21 protein-coding genes and 4 tRNA genes are annotated in these 18,004 nt (G+C 70.6%); 15 read left to right on the plus strand and 10 right to left on the minus strand.

Translation table 11 applies throughout. From position 1 onward, the window contains the following. Window positions 1-1,131: a DegT/DnrJ/EryC1/StrS family aminotransferase gene (locus ACIBVP_RS14810; RefSeq protein WP_396106646.1), complete on the minus strand. Its 1,131-nt coding sequence runs from the start codon at window positions 1,129-1,131 to the stop codon at window positions 1-3. Next, window positions 1,124-2,107: a UDP-N-acetylglucosamine 4,6-dehydratase (inverting) gene (gene pseB, locus ACIBVP_RS14815; protein ID WP_396106647.1), complete on the minus strand. Its 984-nt coding sequence runs from the start codon at window positions 2,105-2,107 to the stop codon at window positions 1,124-1,126. Before pseB ends, ACIBVP_RS14810 begins: the two co-directional genes overlap by 8 nt. Before the next feature lie 56 nt (window positions 2,108-2,163). Here pseB and ACIBVP_RS14820 point away from each other — a divergent pair, with 56 nt between their 5' ends. The 10 genes from ACIBVP_RS14820 to ACIBVP_RS14865 all read left to right on the plus strand — a co-directional run bounded on the left by ACIBVP_RS14820 (window position 2,164) and on the right by ACIBVP_RS14865 (window position 10,364). Beyond that, complete coding sequence (locus ACIBVP_RS14820) at window positions 2,164-2,877, plus strand: cytidylyltransferase domain-containing protein (RefSeq protein WP_396106929.1); 714 nt, start codon at window positions 2,164-2,166, stop codon at window positions 2,875-2,877. Further along, window positions 2,874-4,187, plus strand: a complete 1,314-nt coding sequence (locus ACIBVP_RS14825; RefSeq protein ID WP_396106648.1) for a GNAT family N-acetyltransferase — start codon at window positions 2,874-2,876, stop codon at window positions 4,185-4,187. Before ACIBVP_RS14820 ends, ACIBVP_RS14825 begins: the two co-directional genes overlap by 4 nt. A 58-nt stretch (window positions 4,188-4,245) precedes the next feature. Then, the gene (locus ACIBVP_RS14830; RefSeq protein WP_396106649.1) at window positions 4,246-5,160 is read left to right on the plus strand and encodes a polyprenyl synthetase family protein; all 915 of its coding nucleotides are present in this window, start codon (window positions 4,246-4,248) and stop codon (window positions 5,158-5,160) included. A 258-nt stretch (window positions 5,161-5,418) separates the two neighbouring features. Next, a complete protein-coding gene (locus tag ACIBVP_RS14835; RefSeq protein ID WP_396106650.1) occupies window positions 5,419-5,784 on the plus strand; it encodes a VOC family protein in 366 nt (121 codons plus the stop codon). Then, on the plus strand, window positions 5,781-6,536 hold the full coding sequence (locus ACIBVP_RS14840) for a sulfite exporter TauE/SafE family protein (RefSeq protein ID WP_396106651.1): 756 nt from the start codon (window positions 5,781-5,783) through the stop codon (window positions 6,534-6,536). Before ACIBVP_RS14835 ends, ACIBVP_RS14840 begins: the two co-directional genes overlap by 4 nt. Window positions 6,537-6,652: 116 nt before the next feature. After that, window positions 6,653-7,276, plus strand: a complete 624-nt coding sequence (locus ACIBVP_RS14845; protein WP_396106652.1) for a dienelactone hydrolase family protein — start codon at window positions 6,653-6,655, stop codon at window positions 7,274-7,276. A 9-nt stretch (window positions 7,277-7,285) separates the two neighbouring features. Then, window positions 7,286-8,059, plus strand: coding sequence for an ESX secretion-associated protein EspG (locus ACIBVP_RS14850; protein WP_396106653.1), 774 nt, complete (start codon window positions 7,286-7,288; stop codon window positions 8,057-8,059). A gap of 58 nt (window positions 8,060-8,117) precedes the next feature. Next, window positions 8,118-8,552, plus strand: coding sequence for a hypothetical protein (locus ACIBVP_RS14855; protein WP_396106654.1), 435 nt, complete (start codon window positions 8,118-8,120; stop codon window positions 8,550-8,552). 2 nt (window positions 8,553-8,554) lie between these two features. Next, a complete protein-coding gene (locus ACIBVP_RS14860) occupies window positions 8,555-9,619 on the plus strand; it encodes a PPE domain-containing protein (RefSeq protein ID WP_396106655.1) in 1,065 nt (354 codons plus the stop codon). Then, window positions 9,612-10,364, plus strand: a complete 753-nt coding sequence (locus ACIBVP_RS14865) for an ESX secretion-associated protein EspG (protein WP_396106656.1) — start codon at window positions 9,612-9,614, stop codon at window positions 10,362-10,364. The genes ACIBVP_RS14860 and ACIBVP_RS14865 overlap by 8 nt, the downstream gene beginning before the upstream one ends. Here the strand turns inward: ACIBVP_RS14865 and ACIBVP_RS14870 are convergent, their stop codons facing one another. From ACIBVP_RS14870 to ACIBVP_RS14900, 7 genes are all read right to left on the minus strand, one after another. Further along, window positions 10,365-10,646 carry a DUF4287 domain-containing protein gene (locus ACIBVP_RS14870; RefSeq protein WP_396106657.1) on the minus strand — a complete coding sequence of 94 codons (282 nt, stop codon included), beginning with the start codon at window positions 10,644-10,646 and terminating at the stop codon, window positions 10,365-10,367. Window positions 10,647-10,707: 61 nt separating this feature from the next. Then, window positions 10,708-11,358, minus strand: coding sequence for a hypothetical protein (locus ACIBVP_RS14875; protein ID WP_396106658.1), 651 nt, complete (start codon window positions 11,356-11,358; stop codon window positions 10,708-10,710). Window positions 11,359-11,373: 15 nt separating this feature from the next. Continuing rightward, window positions 11,374-11,446: transfer RNA gene (locus ACIBVP_RS14880), tRNA-Leu, on the minus strand. Between the two features lies 1 nt (window position 11,447). Further along, window positions 11,448-11,520, minus strand: a tRNA-Leu gene (locus ACIBVP_RS14885). A 1-nt stretch (window position 11,521) separates the two neighbouring features. Continuing rightward, window positions 11,522-11,592, minus strand: a tRNA-Glu gene (locus tag ACIBVP_RS14890). A 43-nt stretch (window positions 11,593-11,635) separates the two neighbouring features. Further along, complete coding sequence (locus ACIBVP_RS14895) at window positions 11,636-11,893, minus strand: hypothetical protein (RefSeq protein ID WP_396106659.1); 258 nt, start codon at window positions 11,891-11,893, stop codon at window positions 11,636-11,638. A 27-nt stretch (window positions 11,894-11,920) separates the two neighbouring features. After that, window positions 11,921-11,995, minus strand: a tRNA-Arg gene (locus tag ACIBVP_RS14900). A gap of 361 nt (window positions 11,996-12,356) precedes the next feature. Here ACIBVP_RS14900 and ACIBVP_RS14905 point away from each other — a divergent pair. From ACIBVP_RS14905 to ACIBVP_RS14925, 5 genes are all read left to right on the plus strand, one after another. Continuing rightward, on the plus strand, window positions 12,357-12,848 hold the full coding sequence (locus ACIBVP_RS14905) for a hypothetical protein (protein WP_396106660.1): 492 nt from the start codon (window positions 12,357-12,359) through the stop codon (window positions 12,846-12,848). Window positions 12,849-13,123: 275 nt separating this feature from the next. Further along, the gene (locus tag ACIBVP_RS14910; protein ID WP_396106661.1) at window positions 13,124-15,853 is read left to right on the plus strand and encodes a nitrate- and nitrite sensing domain-containing protein; all 2,730 of its coding nucleotides are present in this window, start codon (window positions 13,124-13,126) and stop codon (window positions 15,851-15,853) included. Further along, on the plus strand, window positions 15,831-16,244 hold the full coding sequence (locus ACIBVP_RS14915) for a roadblock/LC7 domain-containing protein (protein ID WP_396106662.1): 414 nt from the start codon (window positions 15,831-15,833) through the stop codon (window positions 16,242-16,244). The genes ACIBVP_RS14910 and ACIBVP_RS14915 overlap by 23 nt, the downstream gene beginning before the upstream one ends. Beyond that, window positions 16,241-16,612 carry a DUF742 domain-containing protein gene (locus tag ACIBVP_RS14920; RefSeq protein ID WP_396106663.1) on the plus strand — a complete coding sequence of 124 codons (372 nt, stop codon included), beginning with the start codon at window positions 16,241-16,243 and terminating at the stop codon, window positions 16,610-16,612. Before ACIBVP_RS14915 ends, ACIBVP_RS14920 begins: the two co-directional genes overlap by 4 nt. Beyond that, window positions 16,593-17,177, plus strand: a complete 585-nt coding sequence (locus tag ACIBVP_RS14925; protein ID WP_396106664.1) for a GTP-binding protein — start codon at window positions 16,593-16,595, stop codon at window positions 17,175-17,177. Before ACIBVP_RS14920 ends, ACIBVP_RS14925 begins: the two co-directional genes overlap by 20 nt. 603 nt (window positions 17,178-17,780) lie before the next feature. Here the strand turns inward: ACIBVP_RS14925 and ACIBVP_RS14930 are convergent. Next, window positions 17,781-17,972 carry a CsbD family protein gene (locus ACIBVP_RS14930; protein ID WP_396106665.1) on the minus strand — a complete coding sequence of 64 codons (192 nt, stop codon included), beginning with the start codon at window positions 17,970-17,972 and terminating at the stop codon, window positions 17,781-17,783. Window positions 17,973-18,004: the final 32 nt, after the last annotated feature.

The following is an 18,004-nucleotide window of genomic DNA, read 5'->3' on the forward strand; positions in this document are numbered from 1 at the left end:
TCAGCCGAACTTCCGCACCAGCTCGATCACCCGGTCCACGTCGTCGTCCGACAGGTCCGGGAACAGCGGCAGCGACAGTTCCTCCTCGTAGAACCGCTCCGCGTTCGGGCACAGGCCGCGCTGGTAGCCGAGGTCCGCGAACACCGGGTGCCAGTAGACCGGGACGTAGTTCACCTGCACGCCGACGCCGTGCGCGCGCAGGTGGTCGAACAGCGCGCGCCGCCGCCCGTCGAGCACCCGCAACGGGTACAGGTGCCACATCGGGTCCGCGCCCGGCAGCGTCACCGGCGTCCGCACACCGTCCACATCGGACAAGCCGGCGGTGTAGCGGGCGTGGATCTCCGTGCGCCGCTCCTTGAAGTGCGCCAGGCGCTTCAGCTGGCTGGAACCCAGGGCGCACAACACGTCCGGCAGCCGGTAGTTCAGGCCGAACTCGTGCACCTCCTGGTGCCAGCCGCCCTCGTCGGGGAACCGCATGCGGGCCTTGTCGCGCACCAGCCCGTGGTTGCGGAACTGCGCCGCCCGCCGCGCGAGGTCCGGGTTCGGCGTCGCGACCGCGCCACCCTCGGCCGTCGTCAGGTTCTTGGTGGGGAAGAAGGAGAACGTCGTCAGGTCCGCCAGTGAGCCGACCGGCCGCCGCTGCCACGCGCCGCCGATCGAGTGCGCCGCGTCCTCCAGGAGCAGCGCGCCGCTGTCGTGCGCGACCTTGCACAGGTCGTCCACCGGCGCCGGGTGTCCCGCGTAGTCGACGGCCGACACCACGCGGGTCCTCGACGTCATCGCGGCCGCGGCCGCCTCCGGCAGCAGGTTCCCGGTCTCCGGCGACACGTCCGCGAACACGACCTTCGCGCCCTGCTGGATCGCGGTCGCGGCGGTCGCCACGAACGTCATCGGCGCGCACACGACCTCGTCGCCGGGGCCGATGCCCGCCGCCGCGTACGCCACGTGCAGTGCCGCGGTCCCCGAGGTCACCGACACCGTCGGCACCCCGCCTGCCAGCGCGGACAGGTCCTCCTCGAACCGGCGCACGGCCGGGCCGGTGGTCAGCCAGTCACCACGCAGGACCTCCGCGACCGCCGCGATGTCCTCCTCGACGATCGACTGACGCCCGTAAGGCAGCAGGTCACCCATACTGCGCCACCAACGTCCGCAGGTCGTCGTCGGTGAGCCACAGGTCGTTGGTGTCCGACCGGTACGCGAAGCCCTCCGGCACCGGCTTGCCCTCGGCGGGCGGCTCGTAGCCCCAGCCGGCGATGTGCGGCATCACGATGTACCGGTCGTCGAGCAGCAGCGTCCGGCGCGAGTCGTCCGGCGCGATCATCTCCTCGTGCAGCTTCTCACCGGGACGGATGCCGACCTCGGTCATCGGGCTGCTCGGCGCGATCACCCGCGCCAGGTCGACCAGCCGCATGCTCGGGATGCGCGGCACGTACAGCTCACCGCCGTGCATCTGGTCGAACGAGTTGACCACGAACTCGACGGCCTGCGACAGCGTGATCCAGAAGCGGGTCATGCGCAGGTCCGTGATCGGCAACGGCTCACCGCGCTCGGCGAGCGACCTGAAGAACGGGATGACCGAGCCGCGCGAGCCCATCACGTTGCCGTACCGCACCACGGAGAACCGGGTCGGGTGACCGGCCGCGTAGTGGTTGGCGGAGATGAACAGCCGGTCCGCGCACAGCTTCGTGGCGCCGTACAGGTTGATCGGGCTGGACGCCTTGTCGGTCGACAGCGCCACGACCTTCTTGATGCCGCAGTCGATGGCCGCCTCGATCACGTTCTGCGAGCCGGTGATGTTGGTCTGCACGAACTCGAACGGGTTGTACTCGGCCGTGTCGACCTGCTTGAGCGCGGCGGCGTGCACCACGTAGTCCACGTCGTGCATGGCGCGCTCGATGCGGCGCCGGTCCCGCACGTCGCCGATGAACCAGCGCAGCCGGGGGTCGTCGCCGAACATCTGGCGTGCCTCGTACTGCTTCAGCTCGTCGCGGGAGAGGATCACCAGGCGGCGGGGGTCCAGGTGCTTCAGGGCGTAGTCGATGAACGCCTTGCCGAAGGACCCCGTCCCGCCCGTGAGCAGGATGCCCGCCCCTTCGAGCAGCGCCATGGTCTTACCTCCGCGGTCCAGATCGTTGCCAGTGCGCCATCATGGCACCCGTGCGAGTGAACGCGGTCATCCAGGCACGGTTGTCCTCCACCCGGCTGCCCGGCAAGGTGCTGCGGCCGCTCGGAGGCAGGAGCGTCCTGGGCTGGGTGGTCCGCGCCGCGCGGGAGACGCACAACCTGGACGCCGTGATCCTCGCGACCTCCGACGACCCGTCGGACGACCCGGTCGCCGAGGAGGCCGCCCGCCTCGGCGCCGCGGTCGTGCGCGGCCCGCTGGACGACGTGCTGGCCAGGTACACCAAAGCCGTTCACGAGCACCCGTGCGACGCCGTGGTCCGGCTCACCGCCGACTGCCCGCTGCACGATCCGGCCCTGATAGCGCAGGTCGTGGGCATGTGGCGGGCCGACCCGACCCTGGACCACGTGTCGAACGTGCTCGTCCGCCGCTACCCGCGCGGCCTCGACGCGGAGCTGGTGCGCGTGCCGGTGCTGATGGAGCAGGACCGGGTGGCCGCGGGCGCGCACCGCGAGCACGTCACGTCGAACATCTACACGCAGCCGACGGTCTACCGGTGCGGTGGCGTCGTGCCCGGTGCGGACCACTCCGACCTGCGCGTGACGCTGGACACCGAGGAGGACGCGAAGCTCCTCGACGGGGTGGTCGCGGCGCTGGGCGACGGGGTGCCGGCCTGGGGCGACGTGGTGGCGCTGCTGCGGTCCCGGCCCGACCTGGTCGCGCTGAACGCGGACGTCGAGCAGAAGGCCCTATGACGTCGTTGCTGCTGCGTGCCGACGCGGCACCGGCCACGGGCGTCGGGCACCTGTCCCGCTGCGTGGCACTCGCGACCGCGGCCCGAGCCCGTGGGTGGGACGTGGCGTTGTGCGGGACGTTCACGGCGGGGCAGTGGCTGATCGGCGACCTGCCGGTGGTGCCCGCGCTCACGCCGGCGGACGCGGTCGTCGTCGACCACTACGGCATCGGCGAGTTCACGTTCGACGGTCTCGTGGTGTCCATGGAGGACGCCGAGTTCGGCCGGCGGCGGGCCGACATCGTGGTGGACGCGAACCTGTTCGAGGTGCCGCGGCCGGACGACGGGTCGCCGGTGGTGCTGCGCGGGCCCGCGTACGCGCCGCTGCGGGCGGAGATCCGCGCGGCACGGCGAGCGCGAGGTGGGGGCTCGGTGCCGCCGAAGGTCGTGGTGGTGATGGGTGGTGGCGCGGCCCCGTCGTCCGTCGCGGCGGCGTTGACCGCGTTGCGGGACACAGGGGTGCCCGCCGAGGTGGTGGCGATCTCGGCCGCCCCGGTGCCCGGGTTCGACGTGACGCCCCCGACGCCGTCGTTGCCGTCGTTGTTCGCGTCGGCGGACCTGGTGGTGAGCGCGGCCGGCGTGACGTTGCTGGAGCTGTGCTGCATCGGGGTGCCGACGGCGCTGGTGCGGATCGCCGACAACCAGGCGCCGGGGTATGCGGCGGCCGTCGAACGGGGCCTGGCGGCCGGTCTGGGCACGGACCCGCGCGCGCACGTGCCCGCGCTGCGTGACCTGCTGACGGACGCGTCGCTGCGGCACGCGCTGGCGGACCGGGCGAGGACGACCGTCGACGGCGGGGGAGCGGACCGGATCCTGGACGCGACGGGTTTCGACCCGACGGTGCGCCCGGCCACCGAGGCCGACGCGGAGCTGCTGCTGTCGTGGCGCAACGACCCGGAGACCCGCCGCTGGTCACGCACCACGGACCCGGTCCCCGCGGCGGAGCACAGGGCGTGGCTCGCCGGGACTCTGGCGTCACCCGACTGCCGGCTGTTCGTGGCCGACCACGGCGGTCGTCCGGTCGGCACGGTCCGCTTCGACCGGGACGGCGACACGTGGGAGGTCAGCCTCACGGTGGCCCCGTCGGCCCGCGGCCGCGGCCTGGCGGCGCCGATGCTGCTGGCGGCGGAGCGGGCGCTGGGACCGGCGGTGATCCGCGCGAACGTGCACCACTCGAACGCCGCGTCACTGGCCGTGTTCCGCCGGGCCGGGTACCGCCGCAGCGTCGGCGGCGAGTGGCGGTGGCTGGCGAAATCTCCCTCTCCGGAGTGAGCCGCCTCGGCCCCTGGCGTGATCCGCGGCGGTGGCTTCCGGCGCGAAGCTGGACCACATGCCGCAACTGTCCGAAGTGGAAAACCGGCTGCACGAGGTGCTCGGGGAGTTCCCCGACGCCACGCACCTGATCGACGCGGGCGGCAAGCGCATGCGCCCGCTGCTGACGCTGCTGGGTGCGGAGTTCGGCCCGTGCCAGGAGAACGTGGTCGACGCGGCGGTGCTCGCCGAGCTGATCCACGTCGGCACGCTGCACCACGACGACGTGATGGACAACGCCCCCGTCCGCCACGGCGTCCCGACCGCGAACGCGTTGTGGGGCAACAACCGCGCGGTGCTGCTGGGTGACCTGATGCTGGCGCGTGCCGCGGAGCTGGGTGCGGCGCTCGGCATGGCCGCGCTGCGCCTGCAGACCACGACGCTCGCCCGGCTGGTCCGGGGCCAGCTGATGGAGACCGTCAGGCCCAACACGGCCGACCCGATGGCGTTCTGCCTGGAGGTGATGGCCGACAAGTCGGCGTCGCTGATCGCGATGGCCGTCGAGCTGGGGGCGCGCGTGGCCTCGGCGCCGGCATCGGTGTGCGCGGCGCTGCACACCTACGGGGAGCACCTGGGGATCGCGTTCCAGCTGGTGGACGACGTACTGGACATCGTCGGTGGGGACTCGGGCAAGACGCCGGGGACCGACCTGCGTGCGGGGGTGGTGACCGTGCCCGTGCTCCACGCACTGGCCGCCGGGGACGCGGCCGCGGAGCGGTTGCGGGTGCTGCTGGTCGCGGGCGCGGTCACCGATCCCGACCTGCACGCGGAGGCGTTGCGGTTGCTGCTCGACGGGCCTGGGCCGTCGTTGACGCTCGCCGACGCCCGCCGGCACGCGGGGTTGGCCCGGGCGGCGTTGTCGTCGCTGGCGCCCATTCCGGCTCGTGCGGCTTTGGACGGTCTGTGCGATGCGGTGCTGGAGCGGGTTGTGTGACTTGTGGTTGCCGGTGCGTTGGGGTGGTGTCCTCGCCGGACGGGCTGATCTCGGGGAGGGGCCTCACGATTCTTGCTTGTTGAGATTTGGCGAGGATGGGTCTGCCGTCTTTGTGGGCTGCGCCCGGCTTGTGTACGGGGCTGGGGGCCGCTTCGCGGCGGGGCAGCGCCTTTCGTGACACTCAAGTGGGTGTGACGTGGTCCTCGACCAGTCCATATGGGACGCGCCACGGTCGGTGGGGCGTGCGACCATGCCGCCATGCCAGCACGTTTCAAGGACATCTGCCTCGACGCGGGTGATCACCACGCGCTCGCCGACTGGTGGTGCGTGGCCATGGGCTACGTGCGCAAGGACGAGCACGAGCCACCGGAGGGTGGCTGGGTGCGACCGCACGACTGGCCGGTGCCGATCGTCGACCCCAAGGGTGAGGGGCCGTTGTTCTGGATCGTCCCGGTGCCCGAGAAGAAGACCGCCAAGAACCGGATGCACCTCGACATCTACGGGGACCTCCAGGAGTTGCTGGCGATGGGGGCGACGGTGGTGCGCGGGCGGGACGACGAGATCGGGTGGGACGTGCTCGCCGATCCCGAGGGCAACGAGTTCTGCGTGTTCACCCCACGTTGACCGCGCTCGAGATCGTCGTCATCGTCGCGGCCGGGTTGTTCGCCGGGGGGATCAACTCCGTGGTCGGGTCGGGGACGCTCGTCACCTTTCCCGTGCTGCTGGCGCTCGGGTACCCGCCGGTCGTGGCGAACGTCTCCAACGGCCTCGGGCTCGTGCCCGGGTCGGTCGGCGGTGCGGTCGGGTACCGGCGTGAGCTGAAGGGGCAGACCACACGGCTCCTGCGGTTCGGCGCCGTCACCGGTCTCGGGGCGGTTGTTGGGGCGTTGTTGCTGCTCACTCTGCCACCGGGGGCGTTCGAGGCGGTCGTTCCCGTGCTGATCGTCCTCGCGCTCGTGCTGGTCGTGTTGCAGCCGTTCATCGCGCGCAAGCTCGCCGAGCGGTCGCCCGACCGGCATCCGCACGGCGGCGTGCCGCTGCTGGTCGGGGTGTTCCTCGTCGGGATCTACGGTGGCTACTTCGGGGCCGCGCAGGGCGTGGTCCTGTTGGCGCTCATGGGGATCCTCCTCGACGACTCGTTGCAGCGGCTCAACGGCGTCAAGAACGTCACCACCGCGATCGCGAACCTGGTGTCCGGTGTGGTCTTCGTGTTCGTGGCCGACGTGGACTGGGGCGTGGTCGGGCTGCTCGCGGGCGGTTCGGTCGTCGGTGGGCTGATCGGGGCACGGATCGGCCGTCGCCTTAGGCCGTTCTGGTTACGTGCGGCCATCGTGGTGGTCGGCACGGTGGCGATCGTGCAGTTGCTCATGCCGTGATTACTCCATTCGGATGGTTTCGTTGACTGATGTTCACCTCGACGTGATTGGGTATCGGAATGTCTCCAGCCACCCGCACAGAGCCTGTTGAGCTGACTGACGGTCGTGCGCTGCGCATGACCTTCGCGGAGCCACATCGCGTCGTCAGAGGCGGTGTCGTGGTCCTGCACGAGGAACGCGGGATGACCGATGCCATGCGTGCCCTGATCACGGGTCTCGCGGCGGAAGGCTGGCTGACGGTCGCGCCGCACATCTACCACGGCGACTCGACCGAAGTGGACGACGTCACGGCACAGGACCGGATCAGCGAGCTGTCCGGCGAGTCCGTGCTCGCGGACACCGACATCGCCTTCGGGTGGCTCGCGCAGCACGGCATCGACGCCGACCGGATCGGGGTCGTCGGGTTCGAGCTGGGTGGCGCCGTCTCGCTGGTGGTGGCCGCGAGCCGGGCGATCGGCGCGGCCGTGTCCGTCGGCGGTGGCGGGATCCTCAACCCGCTCTCGCCCGGCCTGCCCGCGCTCGTGGACGCCGCGCCGACGCTGCGCTGCCCGTGGCTCGGCCTGTACGGGGACAAGGTCGCCGACGAGGTCGCGTTGCTGCGGGACGCGGCCCGGCGTTCCGAGACGGCCAACGACGTCGTGCTGTACCCGGCCGCCGACCACCGGTTCGACATCTACCCGGACACGGCCGTCGAGGCGTGGCAGCGGGTCCTCAACTGGTTCGACGCCCACCTGCGCTAGTAATGGCACGTGCCCGCGACCTCGTTGTCCCACCTGGAGTTCGACCTCCTGTGGGAGCACCTCGGCTTCACCGAGCAGCCCTACCCGCTGGCCGTCCGCTCGTTCGGCGAGACCGCCGACGAGCGCGCCGCCCTGCGTGACCAGGTGCGACAGTCCCTGCGCGACAGGGGACTCCACGACGGCGCCGAGGTAGCGCCCGCGCTGGAGGAACAGCTCGCCGTGCTGGGCAGGCACACGTTCAGCGTCGACGGGCGGCTGTCGGTCGGCGAGCCGCTGCGGGTGCTCGCCGCGTCGGACGGCGCCCGCGGGGTGCTCGCCGCCCAGTCCGACGACGAGGTCCGGCTCGCCTGGGTGCGGGAGGCGCGGCTCGTGCCCGCGGTGATCGCGCTGGTGCCGGACCGCGCACCGGGACCGGGCGGGACGGCGCGGCTGCCGAAGGACGTGTTCGACGCGGCCGTCGACGAGTTCGCCGTCAGCGGCTACGTCGGGATGGAGCGGGTGCTCGCGAACGGCGGTGTCACCGGCCGCGACCTGCGTGCCGTGGTGACGTTGCTGGAGTCACCGCGTGCCGGTGGCGGTCAGGTCGCCGCGAACAGCGTCGACGCGGTCGGCCGTCGCACGAGGACGCCGGTGCTGAACTGGTTCGACACCGAACCCGGCCGGTACCTCGTGCACAGCGAGGTGACCGGGGACCGGGTCGAGTGGCTGACGATCGCGCCGGCGGACACCGCCAGGATTGAGCAGCGGCTCTCGGAGATGGCGGCTTCGCTGAACCACCCGTGACCGACGTGCCGACGCGTTACTGTGACACCTGCAGCCGATCCGTCATTGGGAGTGCCGTATGACCGAGCCGAGGGCCTTCCCGGGCGCGGCCGCCGGTGCGCTGGTACCGGTCGCCGACAAGGTCGACAAGACGAAGGAACAGGCGCTCGCCGGTTCGCTGACCATCGACATCGACGCCGCGAGGGCGATCCTCGCGCAGCTGAAGCGCCTGCGGGCACGCGCGGGCGAGCTGGTCAGGGACGGCGTCGAGCTGGACATCCCGCTGCGGTTCGGCGACAACTGGGTCGGGCAGATCATGTCGGAGCGCCTGCGCACGGTCGCCGTCGACCGTGACGGCGGGGTCACCCCGGTGCTCCGGGAGTTCCACCGGTTGCTCGACGCCCTCGCGGTCACGGTCGAGCTCGCGGCGGGCCTCTACGAGGCGACCGAGGAACGCGCGATCGACGACCTGCGGCGCGCCGCCCGCCAGTTCGGCGTGACGATCGAGGAGTGACCATGGACCAGGGCATCACGATCGGGGGCTGCTACCCGCCGTTCTGGCCGCGGCCGCCGCTGCCACCGGTCGAGGAGCCGGTGCCGGAGTCACTCGACGAGCAGGTCGAGTGGATGACGTGGTCGCATCCCGAGCTCTACCGGATGGTCCACCAGGGCATCGACACCACCGGTGCGATGGCGGTGTCCGCGACCTGGGCGCGGATGGGCCAGGAGCTGTCCGAGATCGGTGACGAGCTGCAGCGGCTGCTGTTCGCGACCGCCGACGCGTGGCAGGGTGACGCGGCGGAGCTGGCCAAGGAGAGCGTCGCCGGGCTCGCAGAATGGTCCGGCGACACCGGCACCCGTGCGACCGAGGTCTCCGGGTGCGTCACCATCCAGGTCGACAACGTCACCACCGCCCGCAACGACATGCCGCCACCGCCGTACCCGATCCTGTACCCGGCGGAGCTCCCCTCCCAGGTGACCGCGTTCACCACCGGTGACTTCCAGCTGGCGAAGCCGCTCGTGGGCGACCCGCTGATCTACGTGACGCGGGAACGCGAGCTGCACGAGCAGGCCGCGCGGACCATGGAGCGGTTCCAGGCGAACTCGCGGGACGTGTACGCGACACTGCCGCAGTTCGCGCCGCCGTCACTGCGCAACGTGCCGTACCGCCCGCCGCAGGAACCGCCGCCCCCGCCGCAACCACCGCAGCCGCCGGTCCCGACGCCCACCCCGGTGCCACGCGGCCCGGGTGGCGGTCCCGCGTCCGGTGGGCGCGGCACCCCGGGTGGTCCGTCCGGCACGGCGGCCCGCAACCCGACCGCGCCGCTCGCACCGGGTGCCGGCACGGGCGGCGCGGAACCCGCGGCCCGGCCCGCGGCCGCGTCGTCGGCACCGGCCAGACCGGGCGCTGCGGCGCCGGGCATGGCGGGCATGCCGATGGGCGGTGGCGCCGGTGGCCGGGGCGGCGAGGACACCGAACGCAAGAGCAACCCGTACGTCGAGGAGGACCCCGACATCTGGGGTGCCCACGACGAGCGCGTCGTGCCGCCGGTGATCGGGGAGGTCAACCGCCGTGCGTGACCCGGCGTCCGGGTGGATCCAGCTGAACGTGGTCGAGCTGTACCTGTTGTGGACCGCGATGGACCTCGGCCCGACCCCCGAGGTGCTCGACGTGCTGCACGTCGGCCGCACCAAGGCGCGTCGAGCCGAGCTGGTCGACGAGGCGTCCGGTGCGCTCGCCGACCGCGATCTCGGCAGCGTCGAGGCACCGGCTCGCGACCTGGCGGGGATGCTGCGGTCGCTGGGCACCCCGTCCACCTCGCTCGACATGCGGGTCTACGGCACCGGTGCGCCGCTGTTCGCGTTCGCCGCGACCGGTCCGTCCGGCGCCGCGGTCGCCGCACGGGTCGGTGACGAGGTCCGGCTGGGGGCGGTCCGCGCGACCGCGCTCGCGTCGTCGCTGCTCGGCTCGCTGTCCTACCTGCCCGCGGGCACCAACCGCCCGGCGAACGTGAGCGTCGCCGACTACGAGGCCGCGTGCGAGGAAGGCGCGGCCGAGGGCGTCTCCGGGTTCACCCGCGCACTGCACGCGGCGGGTGTCCGCGGGGACGAGGTCACCTCGTTGACCCAGGCGCTGACGACCCGCACCGGCGGCGGCCAGCTCGGCGCCACCGGCCGTGCGCGCGCGTTCAGCCTGGTCAACTGGCTGGACACGCCCGAAGGCCGGTACGCGCTGCGTCGCAACGGCGCCTGGATCACCCTCACCCCCGCCGACACCGGCCGGTTGACCGCGATGGCCGAGGAGATGCTCGCCGACGTGCGGTGATCAGCGGTTGGCGAGACCGTCGATCCGCAGCGTCGTGGACTCGTCCCGGTGGGTCCCGGTGCTGCCGACGTGCTTGTCGCTGATCTCCGTGCCGTTCTTGAGCACGTGGTAGAGCGCCATGCCGTGACCGCGGCCGAGGTCGTAGTCCGTCTTGAGCCATTCGAGGACCACGCCTGCCTTGGTGGTCGCGTCGTAGCCGCGCTGCGCGGCCTCGGCCAGCAGCTCCGCGGGGGTCTTGCCGGTCTTCTTCTCGATGCCGTCGAGGTAGGCCTGGAAGGACATGTCGTGTCTCCTCTGTCGTCGTCGACGGCAGTCTACGACAACTTTTCCTGTCCGGACAACTTTATTTTTCGGTAGTCGCCGCGACGGGTAGTTCGCTCCAGGTACGCGGGTTCGCCCTCACCAGGGCCGCGGCCAACGGCTGCCGAAAGAGCAGGTGCCGGAACGACTGCAGGCCATCCCCGAAGACCTCGGGGGAGGCGATGACGGCGGACGTGGTCGCGAGCGCTTCGGCGCGGATCGGGGCCTCTCCCTCCAGGATGGGCAGCCACTTCCATCGCCCGCATCCCGGGCAGTGCGCGCCGGTGGACTCGCCGTTCAACTCCTCATGTCGCGCCGTGACCGCCACGGACAGCTGTGCCGGGTCGTACCAGGCCTCGTCGGTTACGGACGGGATCAGTTGCATGACCCCGGTTCCGCCGCTCCTGGGCTTGTGGACCTCGCGCAGCTTGACCGCGAAGCGCCCGGAGATCTCGCGGGCCACGTCGGCCGCCAGGCAGACGACGTCGAAGCGCCAGTTGGGCATCCACACGCTCGCCGAAGGGAACTTGCTGCCCTGAATCGTGAGCGGGCCGCTCTGGGGCCGCAGCGGGGTGCCGCACGAACGACACCAACCATCGGGGCCGTACATGGGATCCAGGCCGTAGGACTCCTCGGGCCACGGCCACCCCGGTGTGAAACGACAGAACAGAGCGACCCACCCGTCGTCGGACATGGTCGCCATTATGAGTGCCCTTGGTGCGATTCGAACGCACACTGGACGGGTCCTGAACCCGTTGCCTCTGCCGTTGGGCTACAAGGGCGTGCGGTTCCGGGGATTCGAACCCCGACTGGACTGGCCCTCAGCCAGCTGCCTCTGCCGTTGGGCTAGAACCGCGTGACGCGTACGGGGCTCGAACCCGTGTTTCCGGCTTGAGAGGCCGGCGTCCTACCACTGGACGAACGCGCCGTCGGGTGCCCGCGAGTCGAACGCGGTGTCTCCTGATCCCAAGTCAGGTGGGTTGCCGTCTCCCTCGCACCCGCTGCAAAACCCACTCCCGCACCGCTGTGCAGTGCGCCGATCCCAGCCCCTGCCAGGGATCGACGTGGCACAGCAGCGTGGGCGTGCCTGCCCGCAGCCGCGCGCCGTGGCCCGGGTTGAGCCACGCCCGCAGACCGCGGTACCGCCGCGCGTCCCGGCCCGTGTGCCAGCCGCCGGACGGCGTCCTGCGGTAGGTCACGTAGCCCTCCGGTCGGAGCGGGCCGCGCATCACCTCCTCCTTCCTTCTTCACGCGAGCACCCCTGGCAGGATTTGAACCTGCGACCTCGCCGTTCGTAGCGGCGCGCTCTTTCCAGGCTGAGCTACAGGGGTTTGAAAAAGTCCGGCCGAATTCCGTGGAAATGGCACGGCAAATAAAAGAGCCGCCCGTTCCGGATTTCCGGAGGGCGGCTCCCGCGTGGGCCTACAGGTAGGTCACGATAGGGAGCCTGGTGGCTGAAGTCGCAGCTCAAGCGGTCGTTCGAGGAGCAGCAGGCAGCTGCGGAGGATCCGCTGCGGTCGCCGCTCTACCCGAGTCATGACTACTCCTCTAATCGGTGGTGACACAATGATCGCCGATGGCCGGGTTCGCGTCAACGATTTATTGGAAATCGGCGCTCGGCCCTGCCGAATGCGCTGATTGACGTCCTCGTTACAGTGGCACGAGCGCCACCGACCGACGGGACGGATGATCATGCCGCGGCTAGCTTTCGAGGAGCCGAAGGGCGGTCCGGCGACGGAGTCCGCCAAGCACCGCCGCGAGATCAAGCGCGACAACGTCGTGGTGGTGCTGAAGGCGGCGACCTTCGCGTTGATCATCGCGCTCGTCGGGGCCGGCATCCTGCTCGCGACCGCGGGTGGCGAGGAGCCGAGGGCGGAGGCGCCCTCGGTGCCCGAGATCGAGGCGAGCCACACGCCGTCCGTCACGGGCACCGCGCCGCCGGTGGCGGAGATCCTCGTCCCCGAGGTCCGCAGCGAGACCACCGAGATGAGCGTCCCGCCCACCACGACCACCACCAAGCCGACCCGGCCGGGTAACCGGCCGCCGGACCGGGACGACCAGGCCGTCGTGCTCGGTCGCCCGTGCGACACGCCCGGGGCATACGCGTTCACGGAGCGCTACGAGCCCGCCGTGTGTGTGCAACGTCGCGGCGGCAAGGCGGTCTGGCGTCCACTCTTCGGATAGGTTCAGACCAATCCGGTGTGTAACCGGTCGGCCGCGAAAAGCCACACATTCTCGTGTTTGTCACCCGTTCGGCCTAATTGATGTGGGCGCAGCGCACATTTGACAGCGCATACGTTGCCGGTTTTCCGTTATCGCTTCTCAGTGGGAAGAAAGTAACCGAAAACGTTATTTGACTCGCTGACCCGTGGTGTTTACCGTTCCCCGCGGGGTCCGGGGGTGCGTGTTGCGGCGCCCGATCAAGAGCAGAGGGAACGCCGGAAGGAAAGCGGACCGCGGTGAAGAAGACGTCCATCCGGCGCAGCCGGGCCGTGTCCATCCGGACGCGCGTGCTCACGCTCGCACTGGTGCCGTGCATCGTATTCCTGCTCGCCGGTGTCGCGGGCGCCGGGTATCTGATCTATGACGCGGCGCAGACGCGCAATTACTTCCAGTTAGCCAGCGAAGCACAACGCCAGTCGCTGCCATTGATCGTTTCATTGCAGGAAGAACGCCGCCTCACACTGCGCCGCCTCGCGAGTTTCGGCACCTTCCAGTCGGACCTGATCAAACAGCGCGGCCGCACCGACGCGCTCGCCGGCGCCGCCACCTCGAGCCTCGCCGAGCTGTCGGAGTTCGCGCCGGACTCCGTGACGCGCGCGGTCACCCGGTTCACCGAGCTGATGGGCGAGCTGCCCACGATGCGTGCCCGCGTCGACGGCGGCCAGGTGTCGGTCTCCGAGTCGTTCTCCCTCTACAACGAGATCATCGACCAGTTCATCGACGGCACGAAGGGCCTCGCGCAGTTCGCGCCCGACGCCGAGATCTCGTACCTGCAGCTGGTCGTGGCGCCACTGCTCACCAGCGCGGACCTCATGCAGCGCTCGGACGCCCTCGCCGCGGCGAACCTGGTCGGTGGCGGCCTCACCAACTCCGACTTCGCCGTCTACCAGGGACAGGTCAGCTCGTACCACCTGCAGCTCGAGTCGACCATCCCGCTCTCCGAGCCGGACGTGCAGGCGCAGTACCGGAAGCTGACCGGCTCCCCGTCGTGGCTGCGCCTGATGTCGGTCGAGGAGGTGCTGCTCCGCGGCGACATCAACCTCCCGATCAGCGAGGACCTGTGGCGCTCCGCCGCCAGCGAGGTCGGCGACACGCTGATGACCATGGTGCAGGCGCAGAGCAGGCACACCAACGACCTCGCGCTGTCGAAGGTCAACACCACGCTCGCCCAGTCGATCATCGCCGGTGTGCTGGTGCTCGCGCTCGTGGTCGCGGTGTTCCTGTTCGCGCTGCGGCTGTCACGCAGGCTCATCGAGCGGCTCGTCCGCCTGCGGTCGGAGACCCTCGACCTCGCCGAGAAGGGCCTGCCCGAGCTGGTCGAGAAGGTGCGGACCGGCACCGACGTGAGCGTCGACGACGAGATCAGGCTGCGGGACTACGGCCGGGACGAGATCGGTGAGGTCGCCGACGCGTTCAACAAGGCGCAGCAGACCGCGGTCGCCGCGGCCGTGCAGGAGGCGAAGACCCGCGAGGGCACCAACAAGGTGTTCCTCAACATCGCCCACCGCAGCCAGGTGATCGTGCACCGCCAGCTGAAGACGCTGGACGAGGCCGAGCGCCAGCAGGAGGACCCCGAGCAGCTGGAGCTGCTGTTCCAGCTCGACCACCTGACCACCCGCCAGCGCCGCAACGCCGAGAACCTGATCATCCTCGGTGGCGGCCAGCCGGGCCGGCGCTGGCGCAACCCGGTCAGCCTGGCTGAGATCGTGCGCGGCGCCGCCGCCGAGACCGAGGACTTCGCGCGGGTCAAGACGGCGAAGCTGCCCGCGCTCACCGTGATCGGCCCGGTCGTCGGCGACCTCGTGCACCTGCTCGCGGAGCTGATCGACAACGCCACCACGTTCTCCCCGCCCGCCGCGCGGGTGGACGTGCGCGGCAACGTCGTCGGCCGCGGCGTGGTCCTCGAGATCGAGGACCAGGGTCTCGGTATCGAACCGGCCCGCGCGGACGATCTCAACGACATGCTGGCCAACCCGCCGGACTTCGGCATCATGGCGCTCTCCAGCGAGCCGCGCCTCGGGCTGTTCGTGGTCGCCCGCCTCGCCGCGCGCCACGGGATCTCGGTCGCGTTGCGGGAGTCGGCGTACGGCGGCACGCGGGCCATCGTGTTCGTGCGCAACGAACTGCTCGGCCCCGACTCGTCCGCACCGCGTGACGAGAAGCCGGCCGAACCGCAGGAGCGGCCGGCCGAGCAGAAGACCGAGACGAACCTCCGCCCGCTCGACCTGCCCGCCACCAACGGCGAGCCCGCGGCGAACGGCGCGACGGTCCGCCTGACCATCCCGGGTGCGGTCAGCCTGCCCGACCTGCCGCCGCTGCCGGTGGTGGAGCCGAGACCGGGCGAGGACCTGTTCCGCCCGCAGAAGCCGGTGGACGCCGAGCACGAACCGAGCCAGCCGCTGCGGTCGCCGAGACACGCCGAGCCGGAGACCAGCGAGCCATCGCAGAACGGCGCGCCGACCGGCGGGCCGACCACCGGCCGCCCGCCGCTGCCCAAGCGGAACGCCCACACCGAGCACGAATCGAGCCAGCCGGTCCAGCGCGAGCCCCGGCACGTCGAGCGGAACGGCGCCGTGTCCGACCGGCCGCGGCCCGTCGAGCTGCGCAAGGTCGCGCCGGAGATCAACCGGCCCGCGCCGAGGGACGGCGACACCCGTGCCCAGGCACAACCCCAGGCGCCGGACGTGGTGCAGGGCATGGCGCCGGGCAGGCCGCCCCTGCCGCAGCGCCGTCGGCAGCAGAACCTGGTGCCCCAGCTGCGTGAGGACACGCCGCCCGCCTGGCCGCAGCAGTCGGCGGGCGAGACGGAGCACAATCGGGAGGAGACTCCGGAACAGGCGCGCAGCCGGTTGGCGGCGTTCCAGGCGGGCACGCGGCGAGGTCGGGACGAGCCGCTGCCCGGGGAGATGACGAACGGGAACGACAGTGTGGGGAGCGCACGAAATGGCCAACACCGCGGTGAATGAGCTCGACTGGTTGCTCGACGAGCTGGTCAAGCGAGTAGCGGGCGTGGACCGTGCCGTCGTGCTCTCGGCGGACGGCCTGCTGATCGGCCGGTCCAGCAACCTGTCGACCGGCGACGCCGAGCACCTGTCCGCGGTCGCGTCGGCGTTCCAGAGCCTGGCCCGCGGCACCGGCCGCCACTTCGGCGGCGGTCAGGTGCGGCAGACGCTGGTCGAGATGGACCACGCGTTCCTGTTCGTGACCGCGGCCGGTCACGGCGCCTGCCTGGCGCTGCTCGCGGCGGAGAACGCGGACGTCGGCATGATCGCCTACGAGATGAACATGATGGTCAAGCGCGTCGGCGCGGTGCTCACCGCCAAGCCGCGGGAGTTCATGGAGCGTCCGGTGCCATGACCACGGGGGACGAGGAGTGGTTCGACGAGGCGGCCGGGCCTCTGGTCCGGCCCTATGCGATGACCGGTGGGCGTACCCGGTCGGACACCCTCGGTCTCGACCTGATCACGCTCGTCGTCGCGATGCACACCGCCGACGATGCCGACGTGGAGCCGGAGTACGCGGGCATCCTGTCCGCCTGCCAGTACCCGACCTCGGTGGTCGAGGTGGCCGCGAAGGTGGACCTGCCACTGCAGGTGGTCAAGGTGCTGTTGAGCGACCTCATCACACAACGGCTCATCATGTTCCGCTCGCCCGTCGCCCCCGGTGCCGAGCCCCCAAGCCAACACGTTCTGCAGGCGGTCCTCGATGGCATACGAAAACTCTGACCGGACGGCGAGAGCCACCAAGATCGTGATCGCCGGCGGCTTCGGCGTCGGCAAGACGACGATGGTCGGCTCGGTCAGCGAGATCGCGCCACTGCGCACCGAGGAACTCATTACCGAGGCCTCGGAGGGCGTGGACGACCTGTCGGGCGTCGAGCAGAAGCGCACCACGACGGTCGCGCTGGACTTCGGCCGCATCACGATCAGCCCCGAGCTGATCCTCTACCTGTTCGGCACCCCGGGCCAGGACCGCTTCTGGTTCATGTGGGACGAACTGGCCCGCGGCGCCATCGGCGCGGTGGTGCTGGCGGACACCCGCCGCCTGGACTCCTGCTTCGGCGCGGTCGACTTCTTCGAACGACGAGGGCTGCCGTTCGTGGTCGGCGTCAACTGCTTCGACGGCGCGTACCGCTACGGCACAGAAGAGGTCCGCCAGGCCCTCGACCTGGACAACCACGTCCCGGTCCTCCTGTGCGACGCCCGCGAACGCGAGTCAACCAAACAGGTCCTGATCGCACTGCTGCAACACGCGATGGCAGAAGCCCGCATGGCAGGCACGGCCAGCTGAACCACCCGATCCGGAAAAGGCGCGCTGAAGTCCCAAACCGGGCGCCGGGCGCTAGCCCACACAAGACGACCTGCCTGCCATCCCGGAGACTTACTGGTCGGAATCGGAAGTTCTTCGGGGGCTGAGGCGCGTTCGGGGTTGGCTGGCCGCGTGACCCGGTTCGGTGTCTCGAAAGTGCCCTTCGGGACACCGGGCATGTCTCGAAAATGCCCTTCGAGACGTTCAATGACCCCATGGCGCCCTTCGAGACATCAGCCACGTCCCGAGGGGCACCTTCGAGACATCGGCGCCGGACCCGCCACGCCGACGTCGCCGCCAACCCCCGAAAGACTTCCGAAACCGACCACTTACCCGTCCGGCGAGGACACCTCCACAACGGGGAAAACGATCAAGGTAGAAGCACCAAAAGTCCGCTGACCAGCGGAAACGCTGCACCCAGTACGTAACCTCAACCCCCACCCATTCCCGGGGGCCACCCGCCATGCCAGCCTACCGGCAACCACCGACAAAACCCGGGCGCGGCGGGAAACTGTGGACAACCCACCCACCTGTGGACAAACGAGTGCCGCAGGACGTGCACGCCCCGCGGCACTCCGAGTCAGGTCACTTGCCGAAGCGGTCCTTCGCGTTCCGCATCGCGTCCGAAGCCTTGTCGCGGAGCTCGTCGACCTGGCCGGACGAACCCTCGGCCTGCTGCTGGTCGTCCTGCTGCTCGTTCTGCTGCTTGCCGAACTTGTCCTTGGCCTGGCCCATGAGTCCCTGGGCCTTCTCCTTCGCCTCGTCGAACTTGCTCATGCCGGGCTCCTTCCCTGCGTGGGGTCGATCCG

Source organism: Actinophytocola sp. NPDC049390 (assembly GCF_044466355.1).
GTDB lineage: Bacteria > Actinomycetota > Actinomycetes > Mycobacteriales > Pseudonocardiaceae > Actinophytocola.

Excerpts from the sequence above, each read along its gene's own strand:
- ACIBVP_RS14810 (WP_396106646.1), bottom strand. The coding sequence starts at position 1,131 with ATGGGTGACCTGCTGCCTTACGGGCGTCAGTCGATCGTCGAGGAGGAC.
- pseB (WP_396106647.1), bottom strand. The coding sequence starts at position 2,107 with ATGGCGCTGCTCGAAGGGGCGGGCATCCTGCTCACGGGCGGGACGGGG.
- ACIBVP_RS14825 (WP_396106648.1), top strand. The coding sequence starts at position 2,874 with ATGACGTCGTTGCTGCTGCGTGCCGACGCGGCACCGGCCACGGGCGTC.
- ACIBVP_RS14830 (WP_396106649.1), top strand. The coding sequence starts at position 4,246 with ATGCCGCAACTGTCCGAAGTGGAAAACCGGCTGCACGAGGTGCTCGGG.
- ACIBVP_RS14835 (WP_396106650.1), top strand. The coding sequence starts at position 5,419 with ATGCCAGCACGTTTCAAGGACATCTGCCTCGACGCGGGTGATCACCAC.
- ACIBVP_RS14845 (WP_396106652.1), top strand. The coding sequence starts at position 6,653 with ATGACCTTCGCGGAGCCACATCGCGTCGTCAGAGGCGGTGTCGTGGTC.
- ACIBVP_RS14855 (WP_396106654.1), top strand. The coding sequence starts at position 8,118 with ATGACCGAGCCGAGGGCCTTCCCGGGCGCGGCCGCCGGTGCGCTGGTA.
- ACIBVP_RS14860 (WP_396106655.1), top strand. The coding sequence starts at position 8,555 with ATGGACCAGGGCATCACGATCGGGGGCTGCTACCCGCCGTTCTGGCCG.
- ACIBVP_RS14870 (WP_396106657.1), bottom strand. The coding sequence starts at position 10,646 with ATGTCCTTCCAGGCCTACCTCGACGGCATCGAGAAGAAGACCGGCAAG.
- ACIBVP_RS14875 (WP_396106658.1), bottom strand. The coding sequence starts at position 11,358 with ATGTCCGACGACGGGTGGGTCGCTCTGTTCTGTCGTTTCACACCGGGG.
- ACIBVP_RS14895 (WP_396106659.1), bottom strand. The coding sequence starts at position 11,893 with ATGCGCGGCCCGCTCCGACCGGAGGGCTACGTGACCTACCGCAGGACG.
- ACIBVP_RS14905 (WP_396106660.1), top strand. The coding sequence starts at position 12,357 with ATGCCGCGGCTAGCTTTCGAGGAGCCGAAGGGCGGTCCGGCGACGGAG.
- ACIBVP_RS14915 (WP_396106662.1), top strand. The coding sequence starts at position 15,831 with ATGGCCAACACCGCGGTGAATGAGCTCGACTGGTTGCTCGACGAGCTG.
- ACIBVP_RS14920 (WP_396106663.1), top strand. The coding sequence starts at position 16,241 with ATGACCACGGGGGACGAGGAGTGGTTCGACGAGGCGGCCGGGCCTCTG.
- ACIBVP_RS14925 (WP_396106664.1), top strand. The coding sequence starts at position 16,593 with ATGGCATACGAAAACTCTGACCGGACGGCGAGAGCCACCAAGATCGTG.
- ACIBVP_RS14930 (WP_396106665.1), bottom strand. The coding sequence starts at position 17,972 with ATGAGCAAGTTCGACGAGGCGAAGGAGAAGGCCCAGGGACTCATGGGC.